Annotated in this window: 4 protein-coding genes; all 4 read left to right on the top strand. The window is 70.8% G+C overall.

What is annotated here, in order from left to right; translation table 11 throughout:
* Positions 1-8 precede the first annotated feature (8 nt).
* The 4 genes from MYSTI_RS29845 to MYSTI_RS29830 are packed head-to-tail and all read left to right on the top strand — an operon-like array spanning position 9 to position 16429.
* Positions 9-5513, top strand: a complete 5505-nt coding sequence (locus MYSTI_RS29845) for a type I polyketide synthase (RefSeq protein ID WP_015351541.1) — start codon at positions 9-11, stop codon at positions 5511-5513.
* Between the two features lie 7 nt (positions 5514-5520).
* Positions 5521-11022 (top strand): type I polyketide synthase, encoded by a 5502-nt coding sequence (locus MYSTI_RS29840; protein ID WP_015351540.1) that lies wholly within the window; start codon positions 5521-5523, stop codon positions 11020-11022.
* A complete protein-coding gene (locus MYSTI_RS29835) occupies positions 11019-15329 on the top strand; it encodes a non-ribosomal peptide synthetase (RefSeq protein WP_015351539.1) in 4311 nt (1436 codons plus the stop codon). The genes MYSTI_RS29840 and MYSTI_RS29835 overlap by 4 nt, the downstream gene beginning before the upstream one ends.
* A complete protein-coding gene (locus MYSTI_RS29830; RefSeq protein ID WP_015351538.1) occupies positions 15329-16429 on the top strand; it encodes a patatin-like phospholipase family protein in 1101 nt (366 codons plus the stop codon). Before MYSTI_RS29835 ends, MYSTI_RS29830 begins: the two co-directional genes overlap by 1 nt.
* The last annotated feature ends 14 nt before the right edge of the window (positions 16430-16443 follow it).

Raw genomic sequence — 16443 nt, 5'->3', positions numbered from 1 at the left:
AGCCCCGCATGTCAGCCCCCGGCGAATACGGTGACTTGATGAAGCGGGCGCTCCTGAAGCTCCAGGAGGCGCAGTCGCAGCTCGACGCCCACGCGCGCGAGCGACACGAGGGCCTGGCCATCGTCGGCATGGGGTGCCGGTTTCCGGGAGGCGCCTCGACTCCGGGCCGCTACTGGCGACTGCTCCTCGATGGGACGGACGCCATCTCCGAGGTTCCACCGGAGCGGTGGGACGTGGACGCCCTCTACCATCCAGACCCGGACCAGCCCGGGAAGGTCTCCTGCCGCTTCGGCTCCTTCCTGGAGGACATCGACCAGTTCGAGCCCCGGTTCTTCGGTATCTCTCCGCGCGAGGCGGCGCGGATGGACCCGCAGCACCGGCTCCTGCTGGAGGTCACCTGGGAGGCGCTGGAGAGCTCCGGACGCAACCCGGCCTCGCTCCACGGAACGCGGACGGGCGTGTTCGTCGGGATGATGGGGCAGGACTACACGCAGCTCGCCACCCAGTCCCCCGAGCTCATCGACGCCCACACGGGGGCGGGCAACAGCGCGAGCGTGGCCTCGGGTCGGCTCTCGTACACGTTCGGCTTCCAGGGGCCCAGCCTCACCGTCGACACGGCGTGCTCGTCCTCGCTCGTCGCTCTCCACCTGGCGCTGCGCAGCCTGCGTCAGCGAGAGGTCGACTTCGCGGTGGTGGGCGGCGTGAACCTGGTGCTGTCTCCCGTCGCGACGCTGATGGAGTCGCGCGCGCACATGCTCTCCGCGGACGGTCGCTGCAAGACCTTCGACGCGGCGGCCAACGGGATTGGAAGAGGGGAGGGCTGTGGCGTCCTCGTGTTGCGGCGGCTCTCGGATGCGCTCGCGGACGAGGACCCCATCGTCGCGGTCATCCGAGGCTCGGCGGTCAACCAGGATGGCAGGACCAGCGGGCTGACGGTCCCCAACGGCCTCGCTCAACGGCAGGTCATCCAGGACGCCCTGCGGGACGCGCGCGTCGAGGCTTCGCGCGTGGGCTACGTCGAAGCACATGGGACCGGGACGGCGCTGGGTGACCCCATCGAGCTGGAGGCGCTCGGCGCGGTCTACGGCGACCGGACGGCGCGCGAGCAGCCGCTGAGGGTGGGGTCGGTGAAGACGAACCTGGGCCACCTCGAAGGCGCGGCGGGTATCGCGGGCGTCCTCAAGGCGGCGCTGTGTCTGGCGAACGAGGAGATTCCTCCGCACCTCCACCTGCGGACCCCCACGCCCCATGTCGACTGGAGCCGGCTGTTCGTCGAGGTCCCCACGGAGCGGCGCGGATGGAAGGCGGAGGCGCCTCGCTTCGCGGCCGTGAGCTCGTTCGGGTTCTCGGGGACGAATGCCCACGTCATCCTGGAGTCCGCGCCACGGCTCGCGCGGGCACCTGCTCGGAGCACCGCGCGTCCCTTGGACCTGCTGACGCTCTCGGCTCGTTCCGCTGGCAGCCTGCACCGGTTGGCGGAGTCGTTCGCGGATGCACTCTCGGGGCCGTGCAAGGACTCGCTCGCGGACGTCTGTCACACGGCGCGGGTCAGCCGAGGCTCGATGGAGGAACGCGCGGCCTTCGTCGCCTCGACCTCCGAGGAGATGGTCGCCGCGCTCCGTGCCTTCGCCCATGGAGAGACGGGGACACGAGGGCGGCGCGAGGCGGAGTCGCCACGGGTCGCCTGGCTCTTCACCGGACAGGGGGCGCAGTACGCGGGGATGGGGCGCGAGCTGTTCGAGACCGAGCCCGGGTTTCGTCGTGACCTCCTGCGCTTCGAGGAGCTCCTCGGGCCTCACCTCGACAGGCCGCTGACCGAGGTGTTGTTCCGGGACGACAGCGGGGCGCTGAACGAGACCCGCTACACGCAACCGGCCACCGTGGCGCTGGAGCTGGCGGTGGCGGGGTTGCTGCGCTCCTGGGGCGTCCAGCCCGACGCGGTCCTGGGGCACAGCGTGGGGGAGTACGCCGCGGCCATCTTCGCCGGTGCCCTGACGCCCGAAGTGGGGCTCCCGCTCGTGGCCGAGCGTGCGCGGTTGATGCAAGCGCTGCCCGAGCGCGGCGGGATGCTGGCCCTCTTCACCGATGAGGCTCGCGCCCTTCGTGCATTGGCGGGACATGACCGGGTGACGCTGGCGGCGCTCAACGGTCCTCGGAACACGGTGGTCTCCGGCGCGGAGTCGTCGCTCGATGCCATCGCGCGGGAGCTGGCGGCGGAGGGCATCGGGAGCCAGCGCCTGAAGGTCTCGCACGCGTTCCACTCGCCGCTGATGCAGCCGATGTTGGAGGCGTTCGCGCGGGTGGCCGGAGCTGTGCGGCTTCAGGCCCCCGAGGTGCCGCTCATCTCCAACCTCGATGGGGCGGAGGCTGGCGCGGCGCTCCTGCGTCCGGACTACTGGGTCCGGCATGTCCGCGAGCCTGTTCGCTTCGAGCAAGGACTCCGCACGCTCCTCCAACGGGGCGTGAGTGTCTTCGTGGAGGTGGGGCCGAAGGCCGTCCTGTCGAACCTCGCGCGCGATGGGGTGGCGCCTGAGGGTTCGGTGTGGCTGGAGACGTTGCACCCTCGGCGCTCGGCTTGCGCGGGCTTGCTCCGGACCCTCGCGGAGCTCTTCGTGCGCGGCGCGAGAGTCGATGGAGCGCGTCTCGCTGGCGACGCGGGCGTCAGGCGCATCTCCCTTCCGACCTATCCCTTCGAGCGTCAACGGCACTGGTTGGACGTCCCCGCGCCGTGGGCCCGCCCGACGCGGCCCTCGACGCATCCGCTGCTCGGGGCTCGCTGGGAGTCTCCGGCGCTGCGGGAAGGGACCACGGTCTTCTCGCGGGAGCTGGATGCCCGGAGTCTTCCCCTGCTGAGCGACCACCGTGTCTTCGGCAAGGGGGTGGTCCCCGCCGCGGCCTTCGTGGAGATGGTGGCCTCGGCGGTCTCGCAGGTGGTGGGCGCTGAGTCGATGTCGCTGGAGGCGGTGACCCTCCACCAGCCGCTCGTCCTGCCGGAGCAACGCACGCGCGTCGTCCAGACGTTGCTGGAGGAGCAGGGCGCCGCGGGCTTCACCTGCACGGTGATGAGCCAGGAGGAGGCGCGCGGAGCACGGGCCTCCTGGACGACGCACCTGACCTGCCGTGTCTCCTCGCAGGGCACCCTGCCGTCGCCGCCGCGCCTGGAGCTGGATGCCTGGCGTCGGAGCTGTCCCAGCCCCGTGGACATCGGCGACTTCTCCGAGGCGATCCGCCAGCGTGGGCTCGACTACGGCCCTTCGTTGTCGGTGTTGTCCTCGCTCCATCGAGGGCCCCATGCGGCGCTCTCCTCCAGCGAAGTGGCGGAGGGAGGCGTGAGCTACCGCGCGCATCCAGCCCTGCTCGACGCGTGCCTCCGCACGGCCGCCGCCGTCACCCCGCTGTCGCCCGAGGACGAGGGCCTGTTGCTCCCCGTCGCCATCCAGCGCCTCGACCTGCACCGGCGCCTGCCCGAGCGTCTGTGGACCTATGCCACGCAGCGCCCGGAGGCCGAAGCGGCGGGGCACCCCATCACCGACATGACCCTGTGCGCGGAGGACGGCACCGTGGTCGCGTCCCTCACGGGGCTCTCCGTCCGCGGGGCGGACCGCGACGTCTTGCTGCGTGGCCTCGAGGTGGACTGGCGGGAGTGGCTCTACCGCGTCACCTGGAGCCCGTGTGCCTCCCCCGAGGCCGAGCGCGTGTCGGACCCGCACTGGGTCCTCTTCACCGACGAGGCGGGCTTCGGCGAGGAAGTGGCCGCGCTGCTCGAACAGCGCGGTGCTCGCGTCACGCGCGTGCGCCAGGGCTCGGAGTTCCTCCAGGGTCCCACTGGCTTCCAGGTGGACCCCGCGCGGCCCGCTCACTTCGAGCAGCTCTTCTCCACGTGGGATGGCGCGTCGCCTCAGGGACTCCTGTACCTGTGGGGGCTCGACGCGGGGGACTCGCTGGAGTCCGCGCAGCGCTCCGGCTGTGTGGGCGCGCTGCATCTGGTGAGGGCCTTGGCGCAACGCTCGTGGGCACCGGCGCCCCGACTCGTCATCGCCACCCGAGGCACGCAAGCGCTGCCCGCTGATGTACAGGGGCCTCGCATCGCTCAGGCTCCGCTGTGGGGATTCGGGCAGGCGGTGTCGACGGAGCTGCCCGAGCTGCGCTGTCTCCGCGTCGACCTTCCTGGTGAGCCAGTCCCCACCGACGCGGAGGCGCTCCTCCGCGCGTGCGCGCTGCCCGAGCAGGAGTGCCAGGTCGCGGTGCGGACGGGGGCTCTTCACACCGCCCGCCTGGAGCACGCCCGCCCTCGTGCGATGTCTCGGAAGCTGGAGGTCTCCCCGGCGGCGTCCTATCTCATCGCGGGGGGCCTGGGAGGACTTGGGCTCCGACTCGCGGGATGGCTGGCGGACCGAGGCGCGAAGCACCTCCTCCTGCTGGGCCGGCGCGGTCCCTCACCGGAAGCCCAGCGGCGAATCGAGGCGCTGGAGGCGCGAGGCGTCCACGTGCGGGTGGCCCAGGCGGACCTCGCCTCGCGCGACGCGGTGGCGGCGGCTCTGTCTGAAGCGCGTGGCGCGCCTCCGCTGCGAGGTCTCTTCCACGTGGCGGGGGTCCTCCACGACGGCACCCTCGTCCATCAGACCGCCGAGCAGCTTCACGAGGTGCTGGCCCCCAAGGTCCAGGGCGCGTGGAACCTGCACGAGCTCAGCGCCGGGCTGCCGCTGGACTTCTTCATCTGCTTCTCCTCGGCGGCGTCTCTCCTCGGGACTCCGGGACAGTCGAACTACGTCGCCGCGAACGCTTTCCTGGATGCGCTGGCCCACCTCCGTCATGCACAGGGACTCCCCGCGCTGACCCTCAACTGGGGCTCCTGGGCGGAGACGGGCATGGCCGCGCGGCTGGGCTCGGCGGCGGAGGGAACATCCTCGGCCATGGGGTTCGAGACGATTCCCGTCGAGCGGGGGCTCGAGGTCCTCGAGCGCCTCATGGGAGGCGCGGGCGCTTCGTTGGGCGTCTTCCCTGTCGACTGGAGACGGCTGGGAGAGAAGTGGCCGGGGCTGTCGCGTCAGGCCTTCTTCCAAGGGCTGCTCGGGACGACGCCGCACGCGCCTCGCGCACCCGTGTTCCGCGCACAGCTGGAGGCCGCCGCGCCGACCCGCAGGCTGGAGCTGCTGCGCCAGCACGTGTCGAGTCAGGTCTCGCGGACGCTGGGGCTCGCGGAGTCGGAGCGGCTCTCGGGGCACGAGCGCCTGTTCGACCTCGGCTTCGATTCGCTCCTGGCGGTGGAGCTCAAGAACCGCCTCGCCAGCAGCCTGGGCAGGAACCTGCGTTCGACGCTGGTCTTCGACTTCCCCTCGGTGGCGGGACTCGTCTCGCACCTGGCGGGAGAGCTGGGACTTGGCGGGGAGGCACCGAAGCGAGTGGAGGGACCGGCCCGGGACGACTCACTGGCCGCGGAGATCCAGACCCTGTCGGAGCAAGAACTCACCTCTCTCATCGACCAGGAGCTGATGAGCGCGCTCACCCGCTGAGGACCGGATGGCGAAACTACCGACCCGCATCTCAGAGCTACCCACCGTCAAGCTCGCCTATCTCGCGAGTCAGCTTCGCGCCAAGAAGGAACTCCTGGCCGCCGAGCCCATCGCCGTCATCGGCATGTCGTGCCGTTTCCCTGGTGGCGGTGAGCTGCCGGAGACCTTCTGGGAAGTGCTCCGCGACGGCAGGGACACGACGCGCGAAGTCCCACCCGAGCGCTGGAACATCGACAACGTCTACGACCCCACGCCGGGAACCCACGGCAAGGTCTACACCCGGCGCGGCGCCTTCATCGAGAACGTGGACCTGTTCGAGCCCTCGTTCTTCGGCATCGCCCCGCGCGACGCGAAGTTCATGGACCCGCAGCAGCGCATGCTGCTGGAGGAGTGCTGGAGGGCCCTGGAGCGCGCGGGCATTCCTCCCTCGGGGCTGGCCGGGAGCCGGACCGGCATCTTCGTGGGACTGATGCACAACGACTACAACGTGCTGGGCATCAGCGCCGACGTGGAGATCTCCTCGTCGTCGCTCAACTATCCGTCGATGGCGGCGGGGCGCATCTCCCACACCCTGGGGTTCCAGGGGCCCGCGCTCACCGTGGACACCGCGTGCTCCTCCTCCGCGGTCACCGTGCACCTCGCGTGTCAGAGCCTGCGCAACGACGAGAGCGACATGGCGCTCGCCGGCGGCGTCAGCCTGAGCCTGTCGCCCGTCACCATGATGGTGGAGTGCCAGAACCGGATGCTGTCCGCGGACGGACGCTGCAAGGCCTTCGACGCGTCCGCGGATGGGTTCGCGCGCGGAGAAGGGTGCGGCATGGTCGTGCTCAAGCGCCTGTCGGACGCGCTGGCGCATGGCGACCCGATTCTCGGCGTCATCCGAGGTTCGGCGCTCAACCACGATGGACGCAGCAGCGGGCTGATGGTGCCGAATGGTCGCGCGCAGGAGCGCGTCATCCGCATGGCGCTGGATGGCTGTGGCGTGGAGCCCGACCAGGTCAGCTACATCGAGGCCCACGGAACAGGGACCGCGCTCGGCGACCCCATCGAGATGGAGGCGCTTCGGTCCGTCTTCGGCCGCAAGTCCACGCGGGCCGAGCCGCTGTTCGTGGGCTCCGTGAAGACGAACATCGGACACCTGGAGGCCGCCGCGGGCATCGCGGGCCTCATCAAGGTGCTGCTGTCCCTCCAGAACGAAGCCATCCCCTCGCATCTCCACTTCGAGCACCCGAACCCGAACATCCGCTGGGACGACCTGCCCGTGGTCATCCCCACGGCGCTGAGGCCCTGGCCGAGGGGAGCGCAGCGGCGGCTCGCGGGGCTCAGCAGCTTCGGCTTCAGCGGCACCAACGTGCACCTCGTGGTGGAGGAGGCTCCCGTGCTGCCGCGCCCGCCCGCGGAGCGCGCGCGCCCCGTCCATGTGCTGACCTTGTCGGCCAAGACCGAGGCCGCCCTCGATGCGCTGGTGGAGGCACACGCGTCGGCGCTGCCAGCGGATGATGGCGCCCTGGGGGACTGGTGCTACACGGCCAACGCCGGCCGCTCCCACTTCGAGCATCGCGCGGCCATCACCGGCGCCACCTCGGCCGAGCTTCAGGCGGGCCTGTCTCGCCTGCGCGCCGAGAAGCCGCGCTCCCAGCGCGAGCCGAGGCGAGGGACGGAGCTGCCGAAGCCCGTCTTCCTGTTCACGGGGCAGGGTTCACTGAGCCCTGGTGTGGGCCGCGAGCTCGCGGAGACCTGGCCTGTGTTCCGCGAGGCGCTGCGCCGCTGTTCGAGCGCGCTCGAAGGGTTGCTCGAGCCTCGGCTCGAGGACATCCTGCATGGAGAATCCTCCGCTGCCTTGCTCGCGGACACGCGTCATGCGCAGCCGGCGCTCGTGGCGCTGGAGTACGCGCTGGCGGAGCTGTGGGCCTCGTGGGGAATCGTCCCGGGCGCCGTGGCGGGGCACAGCCTGGGTGAGTATCCCGCGGCGGTGGTCGCGGGAGTCCTCTCCATCGAGGACGCGCTGAAGCGGGTCGTCGAGCGCTCCCGGCTCATCCATGCGGCTCCGGGCGACGGAGCGATGCTGGCCGTCACCGCCACGCTGGAGGCGCTGGCGCCCGTGGTCGCTCCGTTCGCGGAGCGGGTCTGTCTCGCGGCGGTCAACGGTCCCGAGGACCTGGTTCTGTCAGGCGACAGCACGGCCCTCACCGAAGTCGCGGTGACCCTCGTGGGGAAGGGCATCCCCTGCAAGCGGCTGCCCGTCTCCCTCGCCTTCCACTCGTCGCTCATGGACCCGGTGGTGGCGCCCTTCACCGCGGGCTTCGAGGGCATCCCGCTCTCCACGCCACGCATCCCCTTCGTCTCCTCGCTGGAGGGGAGGCTCGTCGCGGAGGAGCTGACCCGGCCGGACTACTGGGGCCGTCACCTCCGAGAGCCCGTCGCCTTCGCCTCGGCGCTGGAGGTCCTTCGCGGACAGCAGCATCGGACCTTCCTCGAGGTGGGGCCCGCGCCCATCCTCGCGGGCATCGGCCGGCGCATGTTCCAGGACGCGGAGGAGCTGTGCTGGCTTCCGAGCCTGCGCGCCTCGTCTGGCGAGACAGCGCAGCTGCTCTCCACGCTGGGCACCCTCTACTCGCGCGGCTTCGAGGTGGACTGGGCCGCGTTCGACGCACCGTTCGAGCGGCGCTCGGCCACCTTGCCGACGTACCCCTTCCGGCGAGAGCGCTACTGGCTGGACACCCAGACCGAGGGACTGGTGGGGAGGCAGCAGGTGTCTCGCGGCAAGGTCCACCCGCTGGTGGGCGCGCCCCTGGCGCTGGCGGGAACGAAGACGCTGCGCTTCACGTCGCGCCTGAGTGCCTCCGAGCCCTCGTTCATCGCCGACCACCGCGTCTTCGGCACGACGATCCTTCCGGCTGCTTGCTACGCCGAGATGGCGCTCGGGGCCGCGCACTCCGCCTCGAAGTCGGAGTCACTGTTCGAGCTGAGCTCCGTCGAGCTGGAGCGCCCGCTCGTGCTCGGCGAGGGCGAGGCGCATGACGTCCAGACAGTGCTGACGCCGGAGGCGGGGCGCACGCACTTCGAAATCTACGGACAGGGCGCGGCGGGCCCGGACCAGGACTGGGTGCGTCTGGCCCACGGATACCTCACCGAGCATCGCGAGTCCGTGCGGCCGGTGGAGCTGGCGTCGGAGCTGTTCTCCCGCTTCTCTCCGCCCCGGTCCGCGCAGCCGCTGTTCGAGCTGATGGCCCGACACGGAATCGAGTACGGCCCGTCGTTCCGGGCCATCGAGTCCCTGCGGTTCGGCACCAACGCCTGCCTCGCCCACCTCCGGCTCCATGACAGCCAGGTGGTCGGCATGGGGGCGTACCGGCTGCATCCGTTGCTCCTCGATGCCTGCTTCCAGACGGCCGCGGCCTTGTTCATGGAGGAGGCGAAGGAGGGGCAGGCCCATCGACAGCGCATGCCCGTCGGCATCGAGCGCCTGCGCTGGTTCAAGAAGCCCGGAGCCAGTGTCTGGGTTCACGCGCGCCATGACGGTCGCGTCACCGCCACCGATGAGCTGATGAGCTGTGACCTGCGAGTCCTCGGAGAGGAGGGCGAGCTCGTCGCCGAGGTCCAGGGGCTGTTGCTCAAGCAGAGCGACCGGCGCGCGCTGATGACCTCGTTCTCGGACTCCGCGCGGGAGCTGCTCTTCGAGCTGGCGTGGCGGGAGCAGGCGGCGCGGACGAAGGGGCCGCTCCCGCTCCTGTCGGGCCGCTGGTGGGTGCTCGCGGACGCAGGAGGTGCGGCGCACGCGCTGAAGGAACAGGTCCAGCGTCATGGCGGGAGCTGCGAGGTCGTGACTCCGGGACCTGGCTACGAGCGCTCCGAGCCGGGCCTCACGCGCCTGGACCCGAGCGCCCCCGAGGGCTTCACCCGACTCCTCACGGAGCTGTCCTCGGAAGGGGCCGCGCCGACGACCGTCGTGTGTCTCTGGGGCCTGGACGAGCCGGAGGCCGAGGCCCTCTCCCCGGAGTCGCTGGCGGGGGCCACGTCGCGGAGCGCGGCCGGAGTGCTCCACCTGGTCCAGGCGATGGCGCGTGCGAGCTGGGCGCAGAAGCCCGTGCTGTGGCTGGTGACCCGAGGCGCCATCCATGCCGCGCCAGGCGACGCCGTGACGGGGCTCGCGCAGTCGACGCTCTGGGGCCTCTGCCGCGCCGCCGCCATCGAGCATCCGGAGCTGAGCTGCCGGATGGTGGACCTGGACGACAGCGAGGATGCGGCCACGCGGTGGTTCGAGAGGCTGACCGTGGCACCGGGCGAGAACATGCTCGCGCTGCGAGGCTCCAAGCTCCTCGCCGCCCGACTCGCGAGGCCCGGTGCGCTGTCGAACCGCGCCAGTCCCGTGTCCATCCAGGCGGACGGCGCCTACCTCGTCACGGGAGGGCTGGGCGCCCTGGGCCTGGCCACCGCCGCATGGCTGGTGGAGGCCGGTGCTCGCCAGCTGGTCCTGATGGGACGTGGAGCGCCGGGTGATGAAGCACAGGCCCGGCTCGAGGCGCTGCGCGCGCGTGGCTGCGAGGTCTTTGTGGCGCGCGGTGATGTCTCGCGCCTGGAGGACGTGCGCCGGGTCGTGGAGGAGGTCTCCGCGCGCGGCTCGACGCTGCGCGGTCTCTTCCACACGGCGGGCGTGCTGGAGGATGGCGTGTTCCTGCGCCAGGACCGGGAGCGGCTGGCGCGGGTGTTCGCGCCCAAGGTGCTGGGTGCGTGGAACCTGCATCAGGCCACCGAGGGGCTCCCGCTCGACCTCTTCGTCATGTACTCGTCCGCCGCGTCGCTCGTCGGTGTGGCGGGACAGGCCAACTACGTCGCCGCCAACACCTTCCTGGACGCGCTGGCGCATCATCGCCGCGCGAAGGGCCTGCCCGCGCTCAGCATCAACTGGGGGCGCTGGTCCGGTGGCGGCATGGCGGAGAAGGGCCGAGTCCCAGGGCGCGCGCCGGACGCCACGAGCCTGTCTCCCCAGCGGGCGCTGCGAGTTCTCGAGGAGCTGCTGGGCCGCGACCTCGCGCAGGTGGGCGTGGTGCCCGTCAACCTCTCCTCGGTGGAGGCGACGCCCTCCGCGGGACACGGGCCGCTGTTCTCCGAGCTGGCCACGCAGGAGCAGGCCCGCTCGGTCACCACCGTGCGGTTGGTGGAGCTGCTGGAGGAGTTCAAGCGCTCGGACGGGACGCGCCGCCGAGGGCTCTTGAAGCACTACTTCCAGGGCCGGCTCGCGGCCCTGCTGGGCTTCCCTCCGGAGCACGAGATGCTCCAGCGGACCATCTCCCTGAACGAGATGGGGCTCGATTCGCTGCGCGCCGTGGAGCTGAAGAACCGCATGGGCCGCGAGCTGGGGGTCGACCTTCCCCTGGCCCGCTTCATCGACGGGTCGGGCCTCGCTGGAATCGTGGAGGTGATGCACGAGCAGCTCGAGCTCAGCGAGCTGCTCTCACGCGTCCCCACCGAAGGCGCGCAGACCGAGCTCGAGGAGCTGACGCTATGAAGATGGGGGAGCTGCTCGCCGAGCTGAATCGGCGGGGCCTGGAGGTCTGGGCGGAAGGGGAGAACCTCAAGCTCCGAGGCCCGAAGGGGGCCGCGGGCGAGGAGCTGCGCAACCTGCTCGCCGGACACAAGCAGGAGCTGCTGACGCTGCTGCGCGAGCGCCACCGCGCGAACGAGGAGCGCCCCATCACACCGGTGCCTCGCACGGGGCCCGCGCCGCTGTCCTACGGGCAGCAGCGGCTGTGGTTCCTCGACCGGCTGGAGCCCGGCGGCGTCGCCTACAACCTGGTCATGCCCCTGCGCGTCGAGGGGCACCTGGACCCCGCGCTCCTGGAGCGCTGCTTCATCGAAATCCTCCGGCGCCACGAGATCCTCCGCACGCGCTACGCCGAGCAGCAAGGGGTTCCCGTCCAGGTGGTCGACCCCGAGCCTCGGCTCGAGTTCGTGGTGATGGACGAGCCGGAGGTGTTCGCCCAGGAGCCCGGCGGCACGGAGGAGTTCCTCCGCCGCGAGGGTGAGCGGCCCTTCGACCTGTCCGAGGGGCCGCTGACCCGGGTCCTCGTCGTCGACCGAGGCGCCAAGGGCCAGTTCATCCAGGTCTGCCTGCACCACATCTCCGCGGACGTCTGGGCGCGCGGCATCCTCATGCGCGAGCTGATGGTCCTCTACACGGCCTTCGCCCAGGGACTCCCGTCACCGCTCCCGCCGCTGCCGCTCCAGTACTCCGACTTCGCCATCTGGCAGCGGAGCCACCTGCAAGGCGACGTCCGCCGGGGCCTCGTCGACGCCTGGAGGCGACGGCTCGCGGGGATGCCGCCCTTGCTGGAGCTCCCCGCGGACCGTCCCCGTCCCCGCGTGCAGACCTATTCGGGGGGCGAGGTCCGCCTCGAGGTGGGCTCCGCGCTGACCGAGGCCCTGAAGGCCCTGAGCCACTCCGCCAACGCCACGCCCTTCATGGGCATGCTGGCCGCCTTCTTCGTCCTGCTGCACCGCCTCACCGGCCGCGAGGACCTGGTCGTCGGTGCCAACGCCATCAACCGGACCCGCCCCGAGCTGGAGCCGCTGGTGGGGTTCTTCGTCGACAACCTGGTGATGCGCGTGGACCTGGGCGGCGCGCCGGGGTTCTCCACCGTGGTGAAGCGCGTCCGGGAGGTCGTCCTCGAGTCCTTCGCGCACCAGGACCTGCCCTTCGACCTCCTGGTCGAGGAGCTGAAGCCCGCGCGGAACCCCGGCTACAACCCGCTGTTCCAGGCGGTGTTCTCCTGGGCGCGCGCGGTGGATTCGCTGCCGGACCCGGCGGGGATGCGAATCGTCCCGCTCGAGTTCGAGACGACGTCCTCGCGCTTCGACCTCAACCTCTTCGTGGATGACCACTCGGACCGGCTCACGGTCCGGTTCGTGTTCAACCGGGACCTCTTCGACCGGAGCACGATTCAGCACTACGCGGACTGCTTCCACGTGCTGCTCCAGGGCCTGCTCACCGAGCCCCAGCGCCCGGTGGCGGACCTGCCCGTGCTCCCGGTGGAGGACCGGGAGCGGGTCCTCCGGACGTGGAACGACACCCGCGGGGAAGGCCCCCGCACGTCCTGCCTGCACGAGCTCATCGAGGCGCGCGCGGCGCGGAGCCCGGATGCCTGTGCGCTCGTCATGGGGGACTGGGAGCTGACGTACGGCGAGCTGGACCAGCGCAGCGACCGGCTCGCGGTGGCGCTCCAAGCCCGAGGCGTGGGCCCCGAGACGCTGGTGGGCATCTGCATGGAGCGCTCGCCCCTGCTGGTGGTGAGCCTGCTCGCGGTGCTCAAGGCCGGCGGCGCGTTCCTCGCGCTCGACCCGGACGAGCCTCCCGCGCGGCTGCGGCGCATCGTGAGCGATGCGCGTCCTCGGCTGCTGCTCACGTCGAGCGCCCCGCTGGAGCTGGAGTTCCCCGGGACGAAGGTGCTCCCGGTGGATGATTCGTGCGAGCGCTTCCCGGACACCGTGGGCAAGCGCCTGCGCAGGGACGTCGGCTCCGAGCACCTGGCCTATGTCCTCTACACCTCCGGCTCGACGGGACAGCCGAAGGGCACGGAGGTCACGCACCGGAGCATCGTCAACTACCTGCGCTGGAGCGTGGAGACGTACCGGCTCCACGAGGGCACGGGGAGCCCGGTGCTCGGCTCCATCAGCTTCGACGGGACGCTGACCAGCCTCTTCGCTCCGCTCCTCGCGGGGCGTGCCCTGTTCCTGCTGCCCCGGGGCCAGGAGTTGGACCTGCTGTCCTCGCGCGACTACCCGGAACAGGGCTTCAGCTTCATCAAGCTGACGCCCTCGCACCTGCGCGCGTTCGACGGACTGGGACGGCTGCGGGAGGTGCTGGAGCGCACCCACGCGGTGGTGCTCGGCGGCGAGGGGCTGAACGGCGGAGACCTGGAGACCTGGCGGGAGCAGCGGCTCACCGCGCGCGTCATCAACGAGTACGGCCCGACGGAGGCCGCCGTCGCCTGCTGCTTCCACGCGCTGTCCCCAGGCGGTGCTCCGCTCCCCGAGCGGATTCCCATCGGCAAGCCCATCACCAACACCGCGCTGTATGTCCTGGACCGGCGAGGACAGCCGGTGCCCATCGGCGTGCCCGGTGAGCTGCACATCGGCGGCGAGGGGCTGGCTCGCGGCTACCTGCGGCGTCCCGACCTGACGGCCGAGCGCTTCGTGCCGAATCCCTTCGCGCTCCCAGGCTCAGGTCAGGAGGGGACGCGGCTCTATCGCACGGGAGACCTGGCCCGCTCCCTGCCGGACGGCACCCTCGAGTTCCTGGGGCGGCTGGACGACCAGCTCAAGATTCGCGGCCACCGCGTCGAGTCCGGAGAGGTGGAGGCGGCGCTCGCCCGGCACCCGCGCGTCGTACATGCCGCCGTGGTGTTGGAGCGTGTGCCCGGACTGGAGCCGCGCCTCGTCGCCTACGTCCAGTCCTCGGAGCGGGGCGGGGCGTCGCTGGAGGTCGCGCTGCGCGAGTCCCTCCAATCGCAGCTCCCCGAGTTCATGCGGCCCTCGGCCTACGTCGTCCTGGACGCGCTGCCGCTGACCCCCAGCGGCAAGGTGGACCGCAAGGCACTCCCCGCGCCGTCTTCGGGGAAGCGGGGACTCGTGGCGCGTGGCGCCGCGGGCCTGACGGACACCGAGCAGAAGCTCCAGGGCCTCTACCGCGAGCTGCTGGGGCTGAGCGACGTCGCACCCGACCAGAGCTTCTTCGACCTGGGAGGCCACTCGCTGCTGGCCATCACGCTCATCGCGCGCGTCCGGGGGCTGCTGCACGTGGAGGTCCCGCTCAACGAGGTGTTCGAGCGGCCCTCGGTGGAGGGGCTGGCGCAGTGGATCGACTCACAGGCCGGAGCCCTGGCGCCGAAGCTGCCGGAGGGCGTGGTGACGCTGAAGCCGCGCGGGCCGCGAGGGAACCCGCCGCTGTTCATGGCCCCGCCCTCCGCGGGCAACCCGGCCGTCTACGTCTCCCTCTCCCAGCACCTGCGCGCCGGGCAGCCCGTCTTCGGCTTCGAGATGCCGGGCTTGCAAGAGGACAGCACGCCCCACGGCACGGTGGAGGAGACGGCGGCGCACTACGTGGACGTCATGCGCAAGCTCCAGCCGCGCGGGCCCTATCACCTCGCGGGTTGGTCCTACGGCGGCATCATCGTCTGCGAGATGGCGCGCCAGCTCGAGGTCCAGGGGGAGCAGGTCGCGTTGCTCGGCCTGATTGACGGTGCCTCGCTGGACCGCAAGGCCGCGCAGGACAGCCAGGACCTTCGCGAGGCGGTCTCCACGGGCTCGCAGCTGGTGAAGGTGCTGGCGGAGACGCCGCTGCCGAAGGACTACGCGAGCTTGCGATTGGTGGGCGAGTGGATGGGCATCAGCCTGCCCGAGGTGCCTCGGGACCTCTGGCGCAAGGACTCGCTCGGGAGGCGCACCTACTTGCGAAGATTCCTGAAGGACGTGGCGCGCTCGGCCCGCAACATGATGGCCACGCTTCGCGCGGAGCGCTCCTACACCTTCTCCGCGTATGGCGGCAGCGCCACGCTCTTCCGTGCGGCGCCGCCCACCGAAGGCAGGGATTCACTCGTCGACAGTGTGCGAAGATTTGCCCTGGGCGGCGTGCAAGTCATTGCTGTTCCTGGCAATCACATGACACTCGTCCTGGACGAGAATCACGTCGCGGTGCTGGCGGCCCAGCTGCAGCGCTGCCTGGACGCGGCCGTGTCAGGACTGGCTCTTGAGGAACCCCCGCGCGCGCTCTTGTCCGCGAGCGGGGCGAACACGCAGTTCTCGAAGGAGGTCGCGTGATGCCCTATCGAATCCTGTCCCTGGACGGTTCCTCCATCTCCGGAGGTACAGGCTATGTCGCCACCGGGATGCTCGGCGCGCTTCGGCAGACGCTCGACACCGCGGGGGAGCGACGAACCCTCCTCAACCAGGTGGACCTCTTCGTGGGGACCTCCGCGGGCTCGTTCAACGCGGCGTTCTTCGCTCGGGAGGAAGACCCGGACAGCGCCTACGACCGGAACCTCCAGTTCTGGGGCGAGGCCGTCGCGATGAACAAGAAGGGCGTGTCCCTGGGACGCACCCTGAAGGCGATGACGGGCACCAGCTCGCTGCTCGACTCGAACTACATGCGCGACTACCTGAGCAGCTACTTCGGGAAGACGACGCGCCTGGGAGACCTCAAGCGCAAGGTCGTGATTCCCAGCTTCCAGCTCGACGGGACGCGCAAGGGCCTGCGGACCTGGAAGTCGAAGGTCTTCCACAACACCGGCCCGGAGACGGACCCGGACCTCGATGAGCTGCTGGTCGACGTGCTGATGCGCAGCGGCTCTCCGCCGCTCTCCTATCCCATCTATCAAGGCTCCAAGGACCGGGGCAGCGGCTACGTGGACGGGGGGCTCTACGCCAACAATCCCTCGCTCGTGGGGCTGGCGCAGGCCATCAACAACATCTCCCGTCCGAACAAGCATGAGTCGGTGGACACGCTGGCGACGGAGCCGCCCAGCCTGGAGTCCATCCTGGTGCTGTCGATGGGCAACGGAATCATGTCCGCGTTCCTCGACCCCACCTTCAAGGACGGAGAGGCCAACTGGGGCTTTGCCCCGTGGCTGCTCAACCTCCGCGACCCGATGGTCCTGGTGAAGATGCTGCTGGAGGCCGGCTCCGACGCGGTGAACTACCAGTGCCGGATGATTCTCCGGAAGAAGTACCTCCGGCTGGACCCCACCGTGGACCAGCGCCTCTCCGCCTATGACTCGCAGGAGGTGGGGACGGTGCTCGTCGGCCTGTTGAGCCAGCAGGGCACCATGGACCAGCTCCAGCGCGCGAAGCGGTGGGTCGAGAAGTCCGGCTGGCTGGGTGAGGCGCAGCAGGGCGCGCAGCCTTCACAAGTCGGGACCTGAGATGTCCGGGAACG

Source organism: Myxococcus stipitatus DSM 14675, from assembly GCF_000331735.1.
Lineage (GTDB): Bacteria > Myxococcota > Myxococcia > Myxococcales > Myxococcaceae > Myxococcus > Myxococcus stipitatus.
Note: the sequence above shows the minus strand (reverse complement) of the source record. Positions and strands in the feature narration are given on the sequence as shown.

Excerpts from the sequence above, each read along its gene's own strand:
- MYSTI_RS29845 (WP_015351541.1), top strand. The coding sequence starts at position 9 with ATGTCAGCCCCCGGCGAATACGGTGACTTGATGAAGCGGGCGCTCCTG.
- MYSTI_RS29840 (WP_015351540.1), top strand. The coding sequence starts at position 5,521 with ATGGCGAAACTACCGACCCGCATCTCAGAGCTACCCACCGTCAAGCTC.
- MYSTI_RS29835 (WP_015351539.1), top strand. The coding sequence starts at position 11,019 with ATGAAGATGGGGGAGCTGCTCGCCGAGCTGAATCGGCGGGGCCTGGAG.
- MYSTI_RS29830 (WP_015351538.1), top strand. The coding sequence starts at position 15,329 with ATGCCCTATCGAATCCTGTCCCTGGACGGTTCCTCCATCTCCGGAGGT.